The sequence below is a fragment of the Streptococcus cuniculi genome (genome assembly GCF_004570575.1).
Classification (GTDB): domain Bacteria; phylum Bacillota; class Bacilli; order Lactobacillales; family Streptococcaceae; genus Streptococcus; species Streptococcus cuniculi_A.
The window spans coordinates 16,970-37,116 of sequence record NZ_SPPD01000020.1; the positions used below are offsets into that span (position 1 = coordinate 16,970).

The 20,147-nt window shown below is 42.3% G+C and carries 33 protein-coding genes and 1 pseudogene; all 34 read left to right on the forward strand.

Translation table 11 applies throughout. The features are described from left to right. The first annotated feature begins 302 nt into the window (after positions 1-302). The 34 genes and pseudogenes from purB to E4T82_RS10455 all read left to right on the forward strand — a co-directional run bounded on the left by purB (position 303) and on the right by E4T82_RS10455 (position 20,029). Positions 303-1,595, forward strand: coding sequence for an adenylosuccinate lyase (gene purB / locus E4T82_RS10290; protein WP_135182732.1), 1,293 nt, complete (start codon positions 303-305; stop codon positions 1,593-1,595). A 46-nt stretch (positions 1,596-1,641) separates the two neighbouring features. After that, entirely contained in the window at positions 1,642-2,640 is a 999-nt protein-coding gene (ruvB, locus tag E4T82_RS10295; protein WP_135182733.1) for a Holliday junction branch migration DNA helicase RuvB, read from the forward strand. 5 nt (positions 2,641-2,645) lie between these two features. After that, positions 2,646-3,257, forward strand: a complete 612-nt coding sequence (locus tag E4T82_RS10300; protein ID WP_135182734.1) for an HAD-IA family hydrolase — start codon at positions 2,646-2,648, stop codon at positions 3,255-3,257. A gap of 111 nt (positions 3,258-3,368) precedes the next feature. Beyond that, positions 3,369-3,920: pseudogene (locus tag E4T82_RS10305) on the forward strand (nucleotidyltransferase family protein); the annotation flags it as partial. A 258-nt stretch (positions 3,921-4,178) separates the two neighbouring features. After that, positions 4,179-4,487: a 30S ribosomal protein S10 gene (gene rpsJ, locus E4T82_RS10310; RefSeq protein WP_067087606.1), complete on the forward strand. Its 309-nt coding sequence runs from the start codon at positions 4,179-4,181 to the stop codon at positions 4,485-4,487. Between the two features lie 204 nt (positions 4,488-4,691). Continuing rightward, complete coding sequence (gene rplC / locus E4T82_RS10315; protein WP_075099722.1) at positions 4,692-5,318, forward strand: 50S ribosomal protein L3; 627 nt, start codon at positions 4,692-4,694, stop codon at positions 5,316-5,318. Between the two features lie 24 nt (positions 5,319-5,342). Continuing rightward, positions 5,343-5,966: a 50S ribosomal protein L4 gene (gene rplD, locus E4T82_RS10320; protein WP_135182736.1), complete on the forward strand. Its 624-nt coding sequence runs from the start codon at positions 5,343-5,345 to the stop codon at positions 5,964-5,966. Then, positions 5,966-6,265 carry a 50S ribosomal protein L23 gene (locus E4T82_RS10325; RefSeq protein WP_135029166.1) on the forward strand — a complete coding sequence of 100 codons (300 nt, stop codon included), beginning with the start codon at positions 5,966-5,968 and terminating at the stop codon, positions 6,263-6,265. The genes rplD and E4T82_RS10325 overlap by 1 nt, the downstream gene beginning before the upstream one ends. Positions 6,266-6,282: 17 nt before the next feature. Beyond that, positions 6,283-7,116: a 50S ribosomal protein L2 gene (gene rplB, locus E4T82_RS10330; protein ID WP_075099719.1), complete on the forward strand. Its 834-nt coding sequence runs from the start codon at positions 6,283-6,285 to the stop codon at positions 7,114-7,116. A 98-nt stretch (positions 7,117-7,214) separates the two neighbouring features. Continuing rightward, complete coding sequence (rpsS, locus tag E4T82_RS10335; RefSeq protein WP_000533766.1) at positions 7,215-7,496, forward strand: 30S ribosomal protein S19; 282 nt, start codon at positions 7,215-7,217, stop codon at positions 7,494-7,496. Positions 7,497-7,511: 15 nt separating this feature from the next. Then, positions 7,512-7,856: a 50S ribosomal protein L22 gene (gene rplV, locus E4T82_RS10340; protein ID WP_067087616.1), complete on the forward strand. Its 345-nt coding sequence runs from the start codon at positions 7,512-7,514 to the stop codon at positions 7,854-7,856. 12 nt (positions 7,857-7,868) lie between these two features. After that, a complete protein-coding gene (rpsC, locus tag E4T82_RS10345) occupies positions 7,869-8,522 on the forward strand; it encodes a 30S ribosomal protein S3 (protein WP_075099718.1) in 654 nt (217 codons plus the stop codon). 3 nt (positions 8,523-8,525) lie between these two features. After that, positions 8,526-8,939, forward strand: a complete 414-nt coding sequence (rplP, locus tag E4T82_RS10350) for a 50S ribosomal protein L16 (protein ID WP_067087620.1) — start codon at positions 8,526-8,528, stop codon at positions 8,937-8,939. Between the two features lie 9 nt (positions 8,940-8,948). Then, entirely contained in the window at positions 8,949-9,155 is a 207-nt protein-coding gene (rpmC, locus tag E4T82_RS10355; protein ID WP_075099717.1) for a 50S ribosomal protein L29, read from the forward strand. Positions 9,156-9,178: 23 nt separating this feature from the next. Then, on the forward strand, positions 9,179-9,439 hold the full coding sequence (gene rpsQ / locus E4T82_RS10360) for a 30S ribosomal protein S17 (protein ID WP_000440801.1): 261 nt from the start codon (positions 9,179-9,181) through the stop codon (positions 9,437-9,439). A gap of 24 nt (positions 9,440-9,463) precedes the next feature. Further along, entirely contained in the window at positions 9,464-9,832 is a 369-nt protein-coding gene (gene rplN / locus E4T82_RS10365; RefSeq protein WP_067087623.1) for a 50S ribosomal protein L14, read from the forward strand. 71 nt (positions 9,833-9,903) lie between these two features. Further along, positions 9,904-10,209 carry a 50S ribosomal protein L24 gene (rplX, locus tag E4T82_RS10370; protein WP_075099716.1) on the forward strand — a complete coding sequence of 102 codons (306 nt, stop codon included), beginning with the start codon at positions 9,904-9,906 and terminating at the stop codon, positions 10,207-10,209. A gap of 23 nt (positions 10,210-10,232) precedes the next feature. Continuing rightward, positions 10,233-10,775, forward strand: a complete 543-nt coding sequence (gene rplE / locus E4T82_RS10375) for a 50S ribosomal protein L5 (protein WP_135182737.1) — start codon at positions 10,233-10,235, stop codon at positions 10,773-10,775. A gap of 14 nt (positions 10,776-10,789) precedes the next feature. Continuing rightward, entirely contained in the window at positions 10,790-10,975 is a 186-nt protein-coding gene (locus tag E4T82_RS10380; protein WP_002936651.1) for a type Z 30S ribosomal protein S14, read from the forward strand. A 417-nt stretch (positions 10,976-11,392) separates the two neighbouring features. Then, positions 11,393-11,791 carry a 30S ribosomal protein S8 gene (gene rpsH, locus E4T82_RS10385; RefSeq protein ID WP_075099715.1) on the forward strand — a complete coding sequence of 133 codons (399 nt, stop codon included), beginning with the start codon at positions 11,393-11,395 and terminating at the stop codon, positions 11,789-11,791. Between the two features lie 293 nt (positions 11,792-12,084). After that, on the forward strand, positions 12,085-12,621 hold the full coding sequence (gene rplF, locus E4T82_RS10390) for a 50S ribosomal protein L6 (RefSeq protein ID WP_075099714.1): 537 nt from the start codon (positions 12,085-12,087) through the stop codon (positions 12,619-12,621). Positions 12,622-12,708: 87 nt separating this feature from the next. Continuing rightward, entirely contained in the window at positions 12,709-13,065 is a 357-nt protein-coding gene (gene rplR / locus E4T82_RS10395; protein ID WP_067087634.1) for a 50S ribosomal protein L18, read from the forward strand. Positions 13,066-13,083: 18 nt separating this feature from the next. After that, on the forward strand, positions 13,084-13,578 hold the full coding sequence (rpsE, locus tag E4T82_RS10400; protein WP_075099712.1) for a 30S ribosomal protein S5: 495 nt from the start codon (positions 13,084-13,086) through the stop codon (positions 13,576-13,578). A gap of 13 nt (positions 13,579-13,591) precedes the next feature. Further along, entirely contained in the window at positions 13,592-13,774 is a 183-nt protein-coding gene (rpmD, locus tag E4T82_RS10405; protein WP_075099711.1) for a 50S ribosomal protein L30, read from the forward strand. A 157-nt stretch (positions 13,775-13,931) separates the two neighbouring features. Continuing rightward, positions 13,932-14,372, forward strand: a complete 441-nt coding sequence (gene rplO / locus E4T82_RS10410; protein WP_135182738.1) for a 50S ribosomal protein L15 — start codon at positions 13,932-13,934, stop codon at positions 14,370-14,372. Between the two features lie 12 nt (positions 14,373-14,384). Continuing rightward, positions 14,385-15,692 carry a preprotein translocase subunit SecY gene (gene secY, locus E4T82_RS10415; RefSeq protein ID WP_135182739.1) on the forward strand — a complete coding sequence of 436 codons (1,308 nt, stop codon included), beginning with the start codon at positions 14,385-14,387 and terminating at the stop codon, positions 15,690-15,692. Between the two features lie 214 nt (positions 15,693-15,906). Then, entirely contained in the window at positions 15,907-16,548 is a 642-nt protein-coding gene (locus E4T82_RS10420) for an adenylate kinase (protein ID WP_135182740.1), read from the forward strand. A 120-nt stretch (positions 16,549-16,668) separates the two neighbouring features. Next, on the forward strand, positions 16,669-16,887 hold the full coding sequence (gene infA / locus E4T82_RS10425) for a translation initiation factor IF-1 (protein WP_002936627.1): 219 nt from the start codon (positions 16,669-16,671) through the stop codon (positions 16,885-16,887). A 24-nt stretch (positions 16,888-16,911) separates the two neighbouring features. Next, positions 16,912-17,028, forward strand: a complete 117-nt coding sequence (gene rpmJ, locus E4T82_RS10430) for a 50S ribosomal protein L36 (protein ID WP_001808836.1) — start codon at positions 16,912-16,914, stop codon at positions 17,026-17,028. A gap of 17 nt (positions 17,029-17,045) precedes the next feature. After that, positions 17,046-17,411 carry a 30S ribosomal protein S13 gene (gene rpsM, locus E4T82_RS10435; protein WP_002936622.1) on the forward strand — a complete coding sequence of 122 codons (366 nt, stop codon included), beginning with the start codon at positions 17,046-17,048 and terminating at the stop codon, positions 17,409-17,411. A 17-nt stretch (positions 17,412-17,428) separates the two neighbouring features. Then, a complete protein-coding gene (gene rpsK, locus E4T82_RS10440; protein WP_004195509.1) occupies positions 17,429-17,812 on the forward strand; it encodes a 30S ribosomal protein S11 in 384 nt (127 codons plus the stop codon). A gap of 43 nt (positions 17,813-17,855) precedes the next feature. Continuing rightward, positions 17,856-18,794 carry a DNA-directed RNA polymerase subunit alpha gene (locus tag E4T82_RS10445; RefSeq protein ID WP_135182741.1) on the forward strand — a complete coding sequence of 313 codons (939 nt, stop codon included), beginning with the start codon at positions 17,856-17,858 and terminating at the stop codon, positions 18,792-18,794. A gap of 11 nt (positions 18,795-18,805) precedes the next feature. After that, entirely contained in the window at positions 18,806-19,192 is a 387-nt protein-coding gene (gene rplQ / locus E4T82_RS10450; RefSeq protein ID WP_000331493.1) for a 50S ribosomal protein L17, read from the forward strand. 339 nt (positions 19,193-19,531) lie between these two features. After that, complete coding sequence (locus E4T82_RS10455) at positions 19,532-20,029, forward strand: sigma-70 family RNA polymerase sigma factor (RefSeq protein WP_135182742.1); 498 nt, start codon at positions 19,532-19,534, stop codon at positions 20,027-20,029. Positions 20,030-20,147 lie beyond the last annotated feature (118 nt).

The window sequence follows — 20,147 nt, forward strand, 5'->3', positions numbered from 1 at the left end:
AGGAGTGAGGGGTTACTGAGTATTTGAACTCGGGCTAAGAGCGCCGGAAAAAGATGGCTTACTATTGCTAACGCAAGGCTAAACAAATTTTTAAATAAAAAGAAAGGAACAAGGGCACCGTATTCACTGAACTGAATACGGGCTAGACTGTTCTATAAATATAGAAAGGAATCGGGCACTAGAATTACTAAACTGAACCCGGGCGGAAAGCTCGTAATTTAGATAAACCGCCTAGGACGCTAGCGTCCGTTGTTGGTTTCCTAAAATTCAGTCGCTTTCTGGTCGCCCTTGGTATCTTAATTATGATCGAACGTTATTCCCGCCCTGAAATGGGGGCAATTTGGACAGAGGAAAATAAATACAAGGCTTGGCTTGAGGTGGAAATCTTGGCGGATGAGGCTTGGGCTGAGTTGGGGGAAATCCCCAAGGAAGATGTGGTTAAGATCCGCGAACGTGCGGGATTTGATATTGACCGCATTTTGGAAATTGAGCAGGAGACCCGTCACGATGTGGTGGCATTTACCCGTGCGGTATCTGAAACTTTGGGCGAGGAGCGCAAGTGGGTGCACTATGGCTTGACCTCGACTGACGTGGTGGATACGGCTTACGGCTACCTTTACAAGCAGGCTAACGATATTATCCGTCGCGACCTTGAAAATTTCACGCAGATTGTGGCAGATAAGGCGCGTGAGCACAAGCATACCATCATGATGGGGCGGACCCATGGAGTACATGCGGAGCCAACAACTTTCGGACTGAAATTGGCGACGTGGTACAGTGAAATGAAGCGCAATATCGAGCGTTTTGAGCGTGCTGCTGAAGGTGTAGAAGCAGGGAAAATCTCAGGAGCAGTTGGAAATTTTGCCAATATCCCTCCTTTTGTGGAAAGCTACGTTTGTGAGAAATTAGGCATTCGTCCGCAGGAGATTTCAACGCAGGTCTTACCACGGGATCTCCACGCAGAATACTTTGCAGCGCTTGCGACCATTGCGACTTCTATCGAGCGGATGGCGACAGAAATCCGTGGTCTGCAAAAATCAGAACAGCGTGAAGTAGAAGAGTTCTTTGCCAAGGGGCAAAAGGGTAGTTCAGCTATGCCCCACAAACGCAATCCAATCGGTTCTGAAAATATGACCGGGCTTGCGCGTGTGATCCGTGGTCACATGGTAACTGCATTTGAAAACGTAGCCCTCTGGCATGAGCGGGATATTTCGCATTCGTCTGCAGAGCGGATTACTACACCAGATACGACCATTTTGATTGACTACATGCTCAACCGCTTTGGAAATATCGTGAAAAACCTAACTGTGTTCCCAGAAAATATGAAACGAAATATGGAGTCAACATTCGGTTTGATTTACAGCCAGCGTGTGATGTTGTCCTTGATTGAAAAGGGGATGACGCGCGAGGAGGCCTACGATTTGGTGCAGCCAAAAACCGCTTATGCTTGGGACAATCAGACAGCCTTTAAACCCCTGCTGGAAGCAGATGAGAAGGTGACAGAGCGTCTCAGCCAAGCAGAGATTGATGAACTCTTTGACCCGTCCTACTATGCCAAACGAGTGGATGACATTTTTGAGCGTATAGGATTATAGAAAATGAAAAGGAGGCTTGATCCTCCTTTTGTGGTATAATGGAAGCATGAACAGAATACTTGATACAGAACAACTAGGGGATGAGGAGTATGTAGAGCGTACCTTGCGTCCGCAGAGATTAAAGGAATATATCGGTCAGGATAAGGTCAAGGATCAGCTGAAAATCTTTATCGAAGCTGCCAAGATGCGGAACGAGGCCTTAGATCATACCTTGCTCTTTGGTCCGCCGGGTTTGGGGAAGACGACTATGGCCTTTGTTATTGCCAATGAACTTGGGGTCAATATTAAGCAGACCAGTGGACCGGTGATTGAAAAGGCCGGAGACTTGGTGGCCTTACTCAATGATTTGGAACCGGGAGATGTCCTTTTTATTGATGAAATTCATCGCATGCCCATGGCAGTAGAGGAAATTCTTTATAGTGCCATGGAAGATTTTTACATTGACATTATGATTGGGACAGGAGAAGCCAGCAGGGCAGTACATCTGGACTTGCCACCCTTTACCTTGATTGGTGCGACAACGCGTGCGGGGATGCTGTCTAATCCCTTACGTGCCCGTTTTGGGATTACGGGGCATATGGAATACTATGCCCTGCCTGATTTGACAGAAATCGTTGAGCGGACAGCAGACATTTTTGAAATGGAAATCACCCACGAAGCGGCTATCGAACTAGCAAGGCGTTCACGGGGAACGCCCCGTATTGCCAATCGGTTGTTAAAACGTGTACGGGATTTTGCCCAAATTATGGGGGACGGTGTGATTGATGACACTATTACGGACAAGGCTCTAACCATGCTGGATGTCGACCGTGAGGGACTTGACTATGTCGATCAGAAGATTTTGCGCACCATGATTGAGATGTACGGTGGTGGACCTGTCGGTTTAAATACACTTTCGGTCAATATTGCAGAAGAACGTGAGACGGTTGAGGATATGTATGAACCCTATCTGATTCAGCAAGGTTTCCTTATACGGACGAGGACTGGTCGTGTTGCGACAGCCAAGGCTTATGAGCACCTAGGCTATGAGTATATTGAGAGGTAGAGTTGATGAATAGAGCATTGATCTGGGATTTGGACGGAACCCTGCTTGATTCTTACCCTGCTATTTTACTGGGCTTAGAAGAGACCTATCAGCATTTTGGCTTGACCTTTCATCGCGAGGAGGTGAACGCCTTTGTCTTACGTTATTCGGTCAAGGACCTACTCTGCCAATTATCAGAACAAGAACAGATACCACTAGAGACATTGAATACGGTCAGAGCCAATTCCTTACGTGAAAAAAATGCTCAAATTTCTCTCATGGAGGGAGCAAGGGAAATTCTTGAGTGGGCTCGGGAAATGGGGATGAAACAATTTATCTATACCCATAAAGGGGACAATACCTTTGCCATTTTGGACGAATTAGGTATTTCCCACTATTTTGTAGAAGTGTTGACGGCTGATTCCGGTTTTGCAAGAAAACCTCATCCTGAGGCGATTATCTATCTCATGGAGAAATACAAGCTGTCTCAAGAAATGACCTATTACATAGGCGATCGTTTACTGGATGCGGAGACGGCTCAGGCCGCAGGAATCAAGAGTTTAAACCTAAACGTTGAAACCTCTGCGACAAATACCCACATTGATTACCTTCTAGCCATAAAAGAAATAATCAGTTAAGGTTTGCTTAAGGATTCTTTTCTATACTAATCTTATTCTTTTTCATATAATCTCCTTAGAAAGAGAGCGGAAATTATTTCTGCTCTCTTTTGTGATATACTATCTTTTATGATGACTGAAAATGAATTGAAAGAGCAGTTGCTGGCTGATAGAAAGATGAGAGAGGTTCTTGAGATTGTGGCGCGGTTACAACTACAAGATGTATGGGTTTGTGCAGGCACGATTCGCAACTTTATCTGGAATCTGCTCAGTTCAAAAGACCCCTTTGATGAGGAGACGGATGTGGATGTGGTTTTTTATGACCCGACTAGTTCCTATGAAGAAACTATCCTAATAGAAGAAAATTTGAGACGGTCCCATCCAGCTTATCGTTGGGAAGTGAAAAATCAAGTCTATATGCACCAGCATAATCCGAAGACAAGTCCCTATGAAAGCTCCTGTGACGCGATTTCTAAATTTCCAGAAACCTGCACGGCAATCGCAGCTCGACTGCTGCCTGACTGTCAGGTAGAACTATTTTGTCCCTATGGTTTAGGGGATCTGTTGGATTTCAAGATTTGTCCAACCCCGCATTTTGTAGCACATCCAGAACGAATGAAGGTCTATCGTGAGCGATTGGACCAGAAAGGGTGGAAAGAAAAGTGGGAGAAGCTACAGCTTTTGCATGTGGAGGATATAAAAAGAGAGAGTGATGAATTGAAAGGGTCGGCAGCTAAGGGTTGTTATACTTTTTTTAAATAATCAAACAAAAATACTTGCATTGCTTGCTAGAATTTGATAGACTATTCTAGTGCCGTAAAAATACGGCTATAGCTTTGATGCAAGAGGTTGCGACACGCTCGGTTGCATTGCCACGCAATCGCTGTCGGTTTTCTTGTGGAGCTAGCCTATTATCTGAAAATAGACGAAAAGGAGAAAAAGATGGCAAACAAAAAAATCCGCATCCGTTTGAAAGCGTACGAACACCGTACTCTTGATACAGCAGCTGCAAAAATCGTAGAAACTGCAACACGTACAGGTGCAAGCGTAGCTGGTCCAGTTCCACTTCCAACTGAACGTAGCCTCTACACAATTATTCGTGCGACTCACAAGTACAAAGACTCTCGTGAGCAATTCGAAATGCGTACTCACAAACGTCTTATCGACATCGTGAACCCAACGCAAAAAACAGTTGACGCTCTTATGAAACTTGATTTACCAAGTGGCGTGAACGTAGAGATTAAGCTTTAATCTAAGAAGAACTCAGGGTTTAGAGAATTGAACTCAGCCTGAGAGCTGTGCAAAAAAGATAAACTTCCTCGTGTTCATCGAACACAGCGTCAGTTTCCTATTTTTGCTTTGCTCTCTGCGGCTTTAGTATCTTCAATTTTGAGCATAAAAAACGCTCGTTAAAAACTTTTTAAACTATAAAATAAGAAAAGGAATATTTTTCTCATGACAAAAGGAATCTTAGGGAAAAAAGTGGGAATGACTCAAATCTTCACTGAAACTGGTGAATTTATCCCTGTAACTGTCATCGAAGCAACTCCAAACGTTGTTCTTCAAGTGAAAACTGTTGAAACAGATGGATACAATGCGATCCAAGTTGGTTTTGATGACAAACGCGAAGTATTGAGTAACAAACCTGCCAAAGGCCATGTAGCAAAAGCTAACACAGCTCCTAAGCGCTTCATTCGTGAATTTAAAAACATTGAAGGCTTGGAAGTAGGTAGCGAAATCACAGTTGATACTTTCGCAGCTGGAGATGTTGTGGATGTAACTGGTACATCTAAAGGTAAAGGTTTCCAAGGTGTTATCAAACGCCATGGTCAATCACGTGGTCCGATGGCTCACGGTTCACGTTACCACCGTCGTCCAGGTTCAATGGGACCTGTTGCGCCAAACCGTGTTTTCAAAAACAAACACTTGGCAGGACGTATGGGTGGCAACCGTGTGACAATTCAAAACCTTGAAATTGTACAAGTTGTTCCAGAAAAGAACGTGATCCTTATTAAAGGAAACGTACCAGGTGCTAAGAAATCTCTTATCACCATCAAATCAGCAGTAAAAGCTGGTAAATAATAAGGAAAGGGGAAATCAGTCATAATGGCAAACGTAACATTATTTGACCAAACTGGTAAACAAGCTGGTGAAGTAGTTCTTAACGATGCAGTCTTTGGTATCGAACCAAACCAAGCAGTTGTGTTTGATGTCATCATCAGCCAACGTGCAAGCCTTCGTCAAGGAACTCACGCAGTTAAAAATCGCTCAGCAGTTTCAGGTGGTGGACGCAAACCGTGGCGTCAAAAAGGAACTGGACGTGCTCGTCAAGGTTCTATCCGCTCACCACAATGGCGTGGTGGTGGCGTAGTCTTCGGACCAACTCCACGTTCTTATGCCTACAAACTTCCACAAAAGGTTCGTCGCTTGGCGCTTAAATCTGTTTATTCAGAAAAAGTTGCCGAAAACAAATTTGTAGCTGTTGACAGCCTTTCATTTACAGCTCCAAAAACTGCTGAATTTGCAAAAGTTCTTGCGGCATTGAGCATCGATTCAAAAGTCCTTGTTGTTCTTGAAGAAGGCAATGAATTCGCAGCTCTTTCAGCTCGCAACCTTCCAAACGTGAAAGTTGCAACTGCTACAACTGCAAGCGTCCTTGACATTGCAACTGCAGATAAACTTCTTGTAACTCAAGCAGCTATCTCTAAAATTGAGGAGGTTCTTGCATAATGAATTTGTATGATGTTATCAAAAAACCTGTCATCACAGAAAGCTCAATGGCTCAGCTTGAAGCAGGAAAATATGTGTTTGAGGTTGACACTCGCGCCCACAAACTTCTGATCAAACAAGCTGTAGAAGCAGCCTTTGAGGGAGTAAAAGTTGCAAATGTTAACACAATCAATGTAAAACCGAAAACAAAACGCGTAGGACGTTATGTAGGTCGTACAAGCAAAGTGAAAAAAGCAATCATCACCTTGACTGCTGATTCAAAAGCAATCGAATTGTTTGCCACAGCTGATGCTGAATAATCAAAGGAGGAATTAACGTGGGAATTAAAGTTTATAAACCAACTACAAATGGCCGTCGTAACATGACTTCTTTGGATTTCGCAGAAATCACAACAAGCACTCCTGAGAAATCATTGCTTGTTTCTCTAAAGAGCAAAGCTGGTCGTAACAACAACGGTCGCATCACAGTTCGTCACCAAGGTGGTGGTCACAAACGTCACTACCGTTTGATTGACTTCAAACGAAACAAAGATGGTATTGAAGCAGTTGTTAAAACAATTGAATACGATCCAAACCGTTCAGCTAATATCGCTCTTGTACATTATACAGACGGTGTGAAAGCTTATATCATTGCTCCTAAAGGCCTTGAAGTTGGTCAACGTATCGTTTCAGGTCCAGAAGCAGATATCAAGGTCGGTAACGCACTTCCACTTGCCAATATTCCAGTCGGTACTGTTATCCACAATATCGAATTGAAACCAGGTCGTGGTGGAGAATTGGTTCGTGCGGCAGGTGCTTCTGCACAAGTACTTGGTCAAGAAGGTAAGTATGTTCTTGTCCGCCTTCAATCAGGCGAAGTTCGTATGATTCTTGGAACTTGTCGTGCAACAGTTGGTGTTGTCGGAAACGAGCAACACGGACTTGTAAACCTTGGTAAAGCTGGACGTAGCCGTTGGAAAGGGATCCGTCCAACAGTCCGCGGTTCTGTAATGAACCCGAACGATCACCCACACGGTGGTGGTGAAGGTAAAGCACCAGTTGGTCGTAAAGCACCATCTACTCCATGGGGCAAACCTGCTCTTGGACTTAAAACTCGTAACAAGAAAGCAAAATCTAGCAAGCTTATCGTTCGTCGTCGTAACGAAAAATAGTTTGTTACAAGTAGCATAAAGCATATCCGCCAGCTCGGTAGCCTTGCGCTTGCAAGGCAGGCCGCTGTGGTACATATTTTAAAGGAGAATAGATTAAAATGGGACGTAGTCTTAAAAAAGGCCCTTTCGTCGATGAGCATTTGATGAAAAAAGTTGAAGCTCAAGCAAACGATGAAAAGAAAAAAGTAATTAAAACTTGGTCACGTCGTTCAACGATCTTCCCAAGTTTCATTGGTTATACAATCGCAGTTTATGATGGACGTAAACATGTACCGGTTTACATCCAAGAAGACATGGTAGGTCACAAACTTGGTGAATTTGCACCAACTCGTACTTACAAAGGTCACGCTGCTGACGACAAGAAAACACGTAGAAAATAATAGGAGGAACACATTATGGCAGAAATTACTTCAGCTAAAGCAACTGCTCGCACAGTACGTGTTTCACCTCGTAAATCACGTCTTGTCTTGGATAATATCCGTGGCAAAAGCGTAGCCGATGCAATCGCAATCTTGAAATTCACTCCAAACAAAGCTGCAGGCATTATCGAGAAAGTATTGAACTCTGCAATCGCTAATGCTGAAAATAACTTCGGTTTGGAAAAAGCAAACTTGGTAGTAAGCGAAGCTTTCGCAAACGAAGGACCAACACTCAAACGTTTCCGTCCACGTGCAAAAGGTTCAGCTTCACCAATCAACAAACGTACAGCTCACATCACTGTAGTTGTGGCAGAAAAATAAGGAGGTAAAAACGTGGGACAAAAAGTACATCCAATTGGTATGCGTGTCGGCATCATCCGTGACTGGGATGCTAAATGGTATGCTGAAAAAGAATACGCGGATTACCTTCATGAAGATCTTGCAATCCGCAACTTTATCAAAAAAGAATTGGCTGAAGCATCCGTTTCAACTATCGAAATTGAACGCGCAGTAAACAAAGTGATCGTAAGCATTCATACAGCTAAGCCAGGTATGGTTATCGGTAAAGCAGGTAGCAATGTTGATGCACTTCGTGCGCAATTAAATAAATTGACTGGCAAGCAAGTACACATCAACATCATCGAAATCAAACAACCTGATTTGGATGCTCACCTTGTTGGTGAAACGATTGCTCGTCAATTAGAGCAACGTGTGGCATTCCGTCGCGCTCAAAAACAAGCAATCCAACGTACAATGCGTGCAGGAGCAAAAGGAATCAAGACTCAAGTATCTGGACGTTTGAACGGTGCGGACATCGCCCGTGCAGAAGGATACTCAGAAGGAACTGTTCCGCTTCATACACTTCGTGCGGATATCGACTACGCTTGGGAAGAAGCACTTACAACTTATGGTAAACTTGGTATTAAAGTATGGATTTACCGTGGAGAAGTTCTTCCAGCTCGTAAAAACACTAAAGGAGGTAAATAACCAATGTTAGTACCTAAACGTGTTAAACACCGTCGTGAATTCCGTGGAAAAATGCGCGGTGAAGCTAAAGGTGGAAAACAAGTAGACTTCGGTGAATATGGTCTTCAAGCTACAACTAGCCACTGGATCACAAACCGTCAAATCGAAGCAGCCCGTATCGCGATGACTCGTTATATGAAACGTGGTGGTAAAGTTTGGATTAAAATCTTCCCACACAAATCATATACCGCTAAAGCTATCGGGGTACGTATGGGATCTGGTAAAGGGGCACCTGAAGGTTGGGTAGCACCAGTTAAACGTGGTAAAGTGATGTTTGAAGTAGCAGGCGTTTCAGAAGAAATCGCACGCGAAGCATTCCGCTTGGCTAGCCACAAACTACCAGTTAAATGCAAATTCGTAAAACGTGAAGCAGAATAAGGAGAAGACATGAAACTTAATGAAGTAAAAGAATTTGTTAAAGAACTTCGTGGACTTTCTCAAGAAGAACTTGCAAAGCGCGAAAATGAATTGAAGAAAGAACTCTTCGACCTTCGTTTCCAAGCTGCTGCTGGTCAACTTGAGCAAACTGCTCGTTTGAACGAAGTTAAAAAGCAAATTGCACGTATCAAAACAGTGCAATCAGAAGTTAAATAATAGATTGGGAAAGGAGAATTTCAATGGAACGCAATAATCGTAAAGTTCTTGTTGGACGTGTTGTATCTGACAAAATGGACAAAACCATCACAGTTGTAGTTGAAACAAAACGTAACCACCCAGTCTATGGTAAACGTATTAACTACTCTAAAAAGTACAAAGCTCATGATGAGAACAATGTTGCTAAAGAAGGCGATATCGTACGTATCATGGAAACTCGTCCACTTTCAGCTACAAAACGTTTCCGTCTTGTAGAAGTTGTGGAAGAGGCAGTTATCATTTAATCAAGCTGAAAGGAGAAAACTTACATGATTCAAACAGAAACTCGTTTGAAAGTTGCCGATAACAGTGGCGCACGTGAAATCTTGACAATCAAAGTTCTTGGTGGTTCAAAACGTAAATCTGCAAACATCGGCGACATCATCGTTGCTTCAGTAAAACAAGCTACTCCTGGTGGTGCGGTTAAAAAAGGTGACGTCGTGAAAGCCGTTATCGTTCGTACTAAGACAGGTGCTCGTCGTGCTGATGGTTCTTACATCAAATTTGACGAAAATGCTGCAGTTATCATCCGTGAAGACAAAACACCTCGCGGAACTCGTATCTTTGGTCCAGTTGCACGTGAATTGCGCGACGGCGGTTTTATGAAAATCGTTTCATTGGCACCAGAAGTACTTTAATCAAAACAAACGAAGTCCCCTGAAGTGATTCAGGGTGCCCCTAGGGCGTAAGAAATAATAGGAGAAATCAAATGTTTGTAAAAAAAGGCGATAAAGTTCGCGTAATCGCTGGTAAAGACAAAGGCGTTGAAGCAGTAGTCTTAGCAGCACTTCCAAAAGTAAATAAAGTTGTTGTAGAAGGTGTTAACATCGTCAAAAAACATCAGAAACCAAACAACGAAAACCCTCAAGGAGCTATCGTTGAAAAAGAAGCTGCTATCCATGCATCAAACGTACAAGTTCTTGACAAAAATGGTGTAGCAGGTCGTGTTGGTTACAAATTTGTTGACGGTAAAAAAGTTCGTTACAACAAAAAATCAGGCGAAGTGCTTGATTAATCACGAAGGAAAGGAGAAGTAACATGGCAAATCGCTTAAAAGAAAAATATCTTAAAGAAGTAGTCCCTGCTTTAACTGAACAATTTAACTATTCATCAGTTATGGCTGTACCAAAAGTTGATAAGATTGTTTTGAACATGGGTGTTGGTGACGCTGTTTCTAACGCTAAAAACCTCGAAAAAGCTGCACAAGAATTGGCATTGATTTCAGGTCAAAAACCACTTATCACAAAAGCTAAAAAATCAATCGCCGGCTTCCGTCTTCGTGAAGGGGTTGCAATCGGAGCGAAAGTAACACTTCGTGGCGAACGTATGTATGAGTTCTTAGATAAATTGGTATCGGTATCACTTCCACGTGTACGTGACTTCCATGGTGTCCCAACAAAATCATTTGATGGACGCGGAAACTACACACTTGGTGTGAAAGAGCAATTGATCTTCCCAGAAATCAACTTTGATGATGTTGACAAAACTCGCGGTATGGACATCGTTATCGTTACAACTGCTAACACTGACGAAGAATCACGTGCATTGCTTACAGGCCTTGGTATGCCGTTTGCAAAATAAGAGGGAGAGAATAAATGGCTAAAAAATCAATGATCGCTAAGAACAAACGCCCAGCTAAGTTCTCTACGCAAGCATATACTCGTTGTGAAAAATGTGGACGTCCACATTCAGTTTACCGCAAATTCAAACTTTGCCGTGTATGCTTCCGCGACTTGGCTTACTTAGGTCAAATCCCAGGCGTAACAAAAGCTTCTTGGTAAGAACATGGTGCAAAGGGTGTTAAGAAATCCGTATGAAAATAGGGAGTTGCCGCAGTGTTTTGGAATAACATAAGACAGCTCATCTTTTTCACTAGGATTTTAGCCCGTGCTCGAATTACATGATACTAAGGGCGTGACGGACGAAGTGAAAGTAGGAGCCTGACGCAGAGTTCTGGAAGAACTCAAGAAAGGCTATCTTTTTCACTGGGATTTTGGTCCACGCTCGAATGATGATACTAAGCCCGTGATGAACACAGCGAAACCTGAAACAGTTATGTCTCTTTTTCGCAAGGTTCATAGGGCGGGTTCACCTATAAGGAGATACTGAGGGCGGATGCTTTCAATATCGCCTAGTCCATAGGACACATTAACTGGTAAGTGACCCTATCAAACTGCCAGTAAGAGGAGAAATTAAAGATGGTTATGACAGATCCAATTGCAGACTTTTTGACACGTATTCGTAACGCAAACCAAGCGAAACACGAAGTGCTTGAAGTACCTGCATCAAATATCAAAAAAGGAATTGCTACAATTCTTAAAAACGAAGGTTTTGTAAAAAACGTTGAATTTATTGAAGATGACAAACAAGGTATCGTACGCGTATTCTTGAAATACGGTCCAAACGGTGAAAAAGTAATCACAAACTTGAAACGTGTTTCAAAACCGGGTCTTCGTGTTTATTCAAAACGTGAAGATATTCCTAAAGTTCTTAATGGACTTGGAATTGCAATTATCTCTACATCAGAAGGTCTTTTGACAGACAAAGAAGCACGTCAAAAGAACGTTGGTGGAGAAGTGATTGCCTACGTTTGGTAAAATAATGATACAAGGACGTTAAGAAATCCGTATGAAAATAGGAGACTGACGCTGAGTCTCTGGACTCGAGGAAGTCTATCTTTTTCACTAGGATTTTAGTCCGAGTTCAAATTTATCAACTAACTAGAAAGCTAAAACGAGCACGGGCTAAAGCCGGTGTGAAAAAGATAAAATTGCCTCCAGTCCAAAGGGCTTCCTATTTTCACTTTGGCTTTTAAACGCCCTTTGCATCTTAGCTTCCCCGTGAAAACTGGTCGTATTCGGCCTGACAATTTAACAGGAGAAATAAAAACATGTCACGTATTGGTAATAAAGTGATTACATTGCCTGCTGGTGTTGAGCTTTCGCAAAACAACGGTGTGGTAACTGTAAAAGGACCTAAAGGGGAATTGACTCGTGAATTCCCAACTGCTATTGAAATCCGTGTGGAAGGTACAGAAGTAACACTTCACCGTCCAAACGATTCAAAAGAAATGAAGACTATTCATGGTACAAGCCGTGCCAACCTCAACAACATGGTTGTTGGTGTTTCTGAAGGCTTCAAAAAAGAACTTGAAATGCGTGGTGTCGGTTACCGTGCACAACTTGCAGGCAACAAATTGACACTTGCTGTTGGTAAATCACATCCAGATGAAGTGATTGCACCAGAAGGTATCACATTTGAAGTTCCAGCACCAACACAAATCATCGTGTCTGGTATCAACAAAGAAGTTGTTGGTCAAACAGCAGCTTATATCCGTAGCCTTCGTGCTCCTGAACCTTACAAAGGTAAAGGGATCCGCTATGTTGGTGAATTTGTTCGCCGCAAAGAAGGTAAAACAGGTAAATAATAATGTTTACGAGTGGTGCTTCCACATCGTACATTATCTTCCGACATATCTCGTACAGATATGATCAATAATTAAGAGGTGAAAATTGTGATTTCAAAACCAGATAAAAACAAAATCCGCCAAAAACGCCATCGTCGTGTTCGCGGTAAAATCTCTGGAACTGCTGCTCGCCCACGTTTGAACATTTTCCGTTCTAATACAGGCATCTACGCTCAAGTGATTGATGACGTAGCGGGTGTAACGCTCGCAAGCGCTTCTACTCTTGATAAAGAAGTTTCAAAAGGTACTAAGACAGAACAAGCCGTTGTTGTAGGTAAACTCGTTGCTGAACGTGCAGTAGCGAAAGGTATTTCTGAAGTGGTCTTTGACCGCGGTGGATATCTCTATCACGGACGTGTGAAAGCCTTGGCTGAAGCAGCTCGTGAAAACGGATTGAAATTCTAATAGGGAGGACACTAAGAAATGGCATTTAAAGATAACGCAGTTGAATTTGAAGAACGCGTAGTAGCCATCAACCGTGTTACAAAAGTTGTTAAAGGTGGACGTCGTCTTCGCTTTGCAGCTCTTGTGGTTGTTGGTGACCGTAATGGTCGTGTAGGTTTCGGTACTGGTAAAGCTCAAGAAGTACCAGAAGCTATCCGCAAAGCAGTTGAATCTGCTAAGAAAAACTTGATTGAAGTACCAATGGTTGGTACGACTATTCCTCACGAAGTTCGTTCAGAATTTGGTGGAGCTCGCATTATGTTGAAACCAGCTGCAGAAGGTTCTGGAGTTGCTGCGGGCGGAGCTACTCGTGCGGTTATCGAGTTGGCAGGTGTCGCTGATGTGACATCTAAGTCGCTTGGTTCAAACACACCAATCAACATTGTTCGTGCAACAGTTGAAGGTTTGAAACAATTGAAACGTGCTGAAGAAGTGGCTGCACTTCGTGGCATTTCAGTTTCTGATTTAGCATAAGAAAGGGGATAACATGGCTCAAATTAAAATTACTTTGACTAAGTCTCCAATCGGTCGCAAACCAGAACAACGTAAGACAGTTGTTGCCCTTGGACTTGGCAAATTAAACAGTTCAGTTATCAAAGAAGATAACGCTGCTATTCTTGGAATGGTAAACGCAATCTCTCACTTGGTAACGGTTGAAGAAGTGAAATAGGAAGCAAGACTAATCGTCGCATTCCGAATCAAACACATGACAGAGTCGCTTAGAGAAATCTTTGCGACTTACTGTCCATTCTGTATAGGCGAGTTTTTAGGTTGAGGCCTTACCCAACCTAAAGGCGCTAGCATTTTACACATAAGGAGAAAAATCAATGAAACTTCATGAATTACAACCTGCAACAGGTTCTCGTAAAACTCGTAACCGCGTTGGTCGTGGTACATCATCAGGTAATGGTAAAACTTCAGGCCGTGGACAAAAAGGTCAAAAAGCTCGTAGCGGTGGTGGCGTACGTCTAGGTTTTGAAGGTGGACAAACTCCATTGTTCCGCCGTCTTCCAAAACGTGGATTTACTAACATCAACGCAAAAGAATACGCGATTGTGAATCTTGACCAATTGAACGCTTTTGAAGACGGTGCAGAGGTAACACCAGTTGTGCTTGTTGAAGCCGGTATCGTGAAAGCTGAAAAATCAGGAGTTAAAATTCTTGGTAACGGCGAATTGACAAAGAAATTGACTGTGAAAGCAGCGAAATTCTCTAAATCAGCTGAGGAAGCTATCACTGCCAAAGGTGGTTCAGTAGAAGTCATCTAAGAGAGGTGACCTATGTTTTTTAAACTATTAAAAGATGCATTTAAGGTAAAGAATGTCCGCACGAAAATCTTGTTTACGATTTTTATCTTATTTGTCTTTCGTGTTGGAACGCATATCACAGTTCCAGGAGTGAACGTTAAAAGTCTCGAAGCCTTGTCCAATATTCCATTTTTGAATATGCTGAGTTTGGTTTCTGGGAATGCCATGCGTAATTTCTCAGTATTCGCCTTAGGTGTCAGTCCTTACATCACTGCCTCGATCATTGTTCAGCTGATGCAGATGGACCTTGTGCCTAAGTTTGTAGAATGGGGCAAGCAGGGGGAAGTAGGACGTCGTAAGTTGAATCAAGCGACACGCTACATTTCCTTGGCTTTAGCTTTTGTCCAGTCGGTCGGAATCACCGCAAGTTTTAATGCCTTGTCTGGTGCCAAGCTGACAACTATGCCCTTGAATTGGAAGACCTATCTCATTATTGGAGCAATTTTGACAACGGGTTCTGCTATCGTGACCTGGCTTGGTGAGCAGATTACGGATAAAGGATACGGTAATGGCACGTCCATGATTATCTTTGCCGGGATCATCTCATCACTACCAGATACGATTCATGATATCTATGTTGATCGCTTTGTCAATATCGAATCAAGTCGTTTGGGAGAATCTGCCTTGTTAGTTGGTGTTTTGTTGGTAGCAGTTTTAGCAATTATTTACTTTACAACCTTTGTTCAACAAGCAGAGTATAAAATTCCAATCCAATACACCAAACGTGCTCAAGGTGCACCGTCAAGTTCTTACTTGCCGTTGAAACTCAATCCAGCAGGTGTGATTCCGGTCATCTTCGCAGGTTCTATTACAGCTATTCCGACATCGCTTCTCCAGTTCTTTGCGAGTCAGAATAAGAGTATTTCTTGGCTATCCACTATTCGAGAATACTTTGATTACTCTACAATCAAAGGGATGGTTGTATATGCTGTATTGATTATTCTCTTTACCTTCTTCTACAGTTTTGTTCAGGTAAATCCAGAAAAGGCAGCAGAAAATCTTCAAAAGAGTGGCGCCTACATCCATGGAGTCCGTCCGGGTAAAGGGACAGAAGACTACTTCTCAACCTTGCTAATGCGCCTTGCAACAATTGGATCCCTATTCTTAGGATTTGTTGCCTTGTTACCGATTTTTGCACAAAATGTCTTTGGGCTTACTTCAAAAATTGCCTTCCTCGGGACAAGTTTGATCATCGTTATTATGACTAGTATCGAGGGGATCAAGCAATTAGAAGGTTACCTGCTCAAGAGAAAATATGTCGGTTTCCTAGACTTAGAATAGGAAGCAAGAGCGAAACGCGATTTTATAAAATCGATTGTACACAGGTTGATGAGGGCATATAAGATTGAGTTGTCAATCTTGTATGGAGCTTACAACCATTGCGTCTATGACAAAAGTAGAAGCTGGGCACCGACTGCTCAGCCTCTCTATTTTGTTTTTTGATAAGTTTGTCAATCGTGGCACATTTATCTAAAAACAAAATAAGGAGTTTATCATGAATCTTTTAATTATGGGTTTGCCAGGTGCTGGTAAAGGAACGCAAGCTGCAAAAATTGTTGAAAAATTTGACATTGTGCATATTTCAACAGGGGATATGTTCCGTGCAGCGATGGCAAATCAGACAGAGATGGGCTTGTTGGCAAAATCCTATATTGATAAAGGTGACTTGGTGCCAGATGAAGTAACCAATGGTATTGTCAAAGAGCGCTTAGCGCAAGAAGATATCAAGGAAAAAGGTTTCTTATTGGACGGCTACCCTCGAACAATCGAGCAAGCACATGCCTTGGATGAAGCATTAAAAAACCTTGGTATCACACTCGAAGGGGTTATCAATATCGAGATTAATCCAGCTAAATTGGTCGAACGTCTCAGCGGACGCATTATCCATCGTGAAACAGGTGAAACCTTCCATAAGGTCTTTAATCCACCTGCAGAAGGCTACGACGAAAAAGATTACTACCAACGCGAAGATGACAAACCAGAATCTGTTAAACGTCGTTTAGAAGTCAATATTGCCCAAGGACAACAGATCATTGATCACTATCGTGTTGCAGGTTTAGTACACGATATTGAAGGGGATCAAGACATTGAAGTTGTCTTTGCAGATATTGAAAAAGTTTTATCAAAATTGCAATAAAATAGGGGATTTAGCTTGCGTTTTCTTTCCGAAAATGATAGAATAGCTTAGTCTGACTTATAATTGTTACCTCTGTGTTCAGAGGACATTAAATCGAAATTTAGAGGGGGATACTTTTGCATGGCAAAAGAAGATGTGATTGAAATTGAAGGCAAGGTAGTAGATACCATGCCAAATGCTATGTTTACTGTTGAGTTGGAAAATGGACACCAAGTTCTTGCCACTGTTTCAGGAAAAATCCGGAAAAACTACATTCGTATTTTGGTCGGGGATCGCGTAACAGTTGAGCTTAGCCCATATGACTTGACACGTGGCCGTATCACATACCGCTTTAAATAGTCGAAATACTTGGAGGGATTAAACATGAAAGTAAGACCATCGGTCAAACCAATTTGCGAATACTGTAAAGTGATTCGTCGTAATGGTCGTGTTATGGTAATTTGCCCAGCAAATCCAAAACACAAACAACGTCAAGGATAAGATAGAAAGGAGAAAAAATGGCTCGTATTGCTGGAGTTGATATTCCAAACGACAAACGTGTAGTAATTTCATTGACTTACGTATACGGTATTGGTCTTGCAACATCTAAAAAAATTCTTGCAGCAGCTGGAATCTCAGAAGATGTTCGCGTAAAAGATTTGACTTCTGACCAAGAAGATGCAATCCGTCGTGAAGTAGATGCGATTAAAGTTGAAGGTGACCTTCGTCGTGAAGTAAACTTGAACATCAAACGTTTGATGGAAATCGGTTCATACCGTGGAATTCGTCACCGTCGTGGACTTCCTGTCCGTGGACAAAACACTAAAAACAACGCTCGCACTCGTAAAGGTAAAGCTGTTGCGATTGCAGGTAAGAAAAAATAAAATAGGAGGTAGAAAAATTGGCTAAACCAACACGTAAGCGTCGTGTGAAAAAAAATATCGAATCTGGTATTGCACACATTCACGCTACATTTAATAACACTATTGTTATGATTACTGATGTGCATGGTAATGCGATCGCTTGGTCATCAGCTGGTGCTCTTGGTTTTAAAGGTTCTCGTAAATCTACACCATTTGCGGCTCAAATGGCTTCAGAAGCAGCTGCTAAATCTGCACAAGAACACGGTCTTAAAACAGTTGAAGTTACCGTAAAAGGCCCAGGTTCAGGTCGTGAGTCTGCTATCCGCGCTCTTGCTGCCGCTGGTCTTGAAGTAACAGCAATTCGTGATGTGACTCCTGTACCACACAATGGTGCTCGTCCTCCAAAACGTCGCCGTGTATAATCAACTAACGATACACAGCTTTTCGTTTAAGAGGGAGTAAGAAATGATTGAGTTTGAAAAACCAACTATAACAAAAATTGATGAAAATAAAGATTACGGCAGATTTGTTGTTGAACCATTAGAACGTGGTTATGGAACAACTCTTGGGAACTCACTTCGTCGTGTGCTTCTTGCCTCACTACCAGGTGCGGCAGTAACGTCTATTAAAATTGACGGTGTACTACACGAGTTCGACACAGTCCCAGGTGTCCGTGAAGATGTGATGCAAATTATTTTGAACATCAAAGGCATTGCTGTAAAATCTTATGTCGAAGACGAAAAGACGATAGAGCTTGATGTCACAGGTCCGGCAGAAATTACTGCAGGAGATATCTTGACAGATAGTGATATTGAAATTGTTAACCCTGACCATTATCTCTTTACCATTAGTGAAGGTGCAAGCTTTAAGGCTATCATGACGGTGAATACCGGTCGTGGATATGTACCAGCTGAAGGCAATAAAAAAGATGATGCGCCAGTTGGCACACTTGCCGTAGATTCTATCTACACGCCAGTGAAAAAAGTCAACTATCAAGTTGAACCGGCTCGCGTTGGTAGCAACGATGGTTTTGATAAATTGACGCTTGAAATCATGACTAACGGGACAATCATTCCAGAAGATGCCTTGGGTCTTTCTGCACGTATTCTAATGGAGCACTTAGGTCTGTTTACTGATTTGACAGAAGTGGCGAAATCAGCAGAAGTGATGAAAGAAGCGGAAGAAGCATCAGATGATCGTATGTTGGATCGTACGATTGAAGAATTAGATTTGTCTGTCCGTTCATATAACTGTTTGAAACGTGCAGGTATCAATACTGTATTTGATTTGACAGAAAAAACTGAACCAGAAATGATGAAAGTACGCAATCTTGGACGCAAGAGTCTTGAAGAAGTCAAGGTGAAATTGGCAGACCTTGGTTTGGGATTGAAAAAAGATAAATAAAGGAGGAATACATGGCTTACCGTAAACTAGGACGCACTAGCTCACAACGTAAAGCAATGCTTCGTGATTTGACAACTGATCTTTTGATCAATGAATCAATCGTTACAACTGAAGCTCGTGCAAAAGAAATCCGTAAAACAGTTGAAAAAATGATTACACTTGGTAAACGTGGTGACTTGCACGCTCGTCGTCAAGCAGCAGCATTTGTTCGTAACGAAATTGCATCAGAAAACTATGATGAAGCTACCGATAAATACACATCAACAACAGCTCTTCAAAAATTGTTCTCTGAAATTGCTCCTCGTTATGCAGAACGCAACGGTGGATACACTCGTATCTTGAAAACTGAACCACGTCGTGGGGATGCTGCACCAATGGCAATCATTGAACTTGTATAAGATCATCAATTTTGTTGAGTGTTATGATGATGGAAGGTGTATCGAAACACATTCTTAGTCTAGCTCTGGTCTACCGCTGGGTTTTCCCAGCGGGTACACTCATCAGATGTAAAACGCAACGTTTGTTTACGAAATCGCTTTGTTAAAAACGATTCCGTAAGCAGGCGTTTTTTATTGTTTTGCTAAGGAATAAAGGAATGGGTATCAATAGAAGCGAGGAAGAGTCCTCCAGTTCCTTGCTGACCAAAGATTTAGGACAAAAAAGTCCTTTTTCTATTTTCTTTGATTGGATATACTTCCTATAGGGAGTATATCCAATCAAAGAAAGGAGAGGAGAATGTGGAGTTTAAAGAAGTGTATGCTAAGGTACGACCAATTGTTCAAAAGACACGTCGAGAGTACTATGTCAAGCTATGGGAAGCAGAAGACTGGGATCAAGAAGGAATGTATGTCTTATATCGCTTGCTCCAGCAAGAAGATGGAATCGTAAGAGATGAGTCTCGCTTACTCCGTTATTTCAAGGTCAAATTCCGCAATTATGTCAACGATATGTTGCGTAGACAAAGTACACAAAAACGCGGCTTTGACCGCCTCCGTTACGAGGAGATAGGAGAAATATCTCATATGGTCAGCAGTGGTGGCTTGCTCACAGATGAATTAGTGTGTCTTCGTGATTCACTAGCGCGCTATCGTTCTACATTAAGTCCGCGTGATTCTAAAAAGTATGATACGCTCGTCAGTGGTGCTCGCTTCAAAGGTCGCAAGAAGCTGCTACACTCCCTTCGCCAACACCTCATAAGTGAAGATAAGGCACCTCCTCATGACACACCTAAGTGATTTGTATTAGCTTAAATTAGCAGTAAGATTCCCTCGGTCTTTTCCTTATTGTTAGAGATGTGGAATCGACACACGGAAAAAAACACGAAAAAAAGACACGAAAAAATTAAAAAAAGTA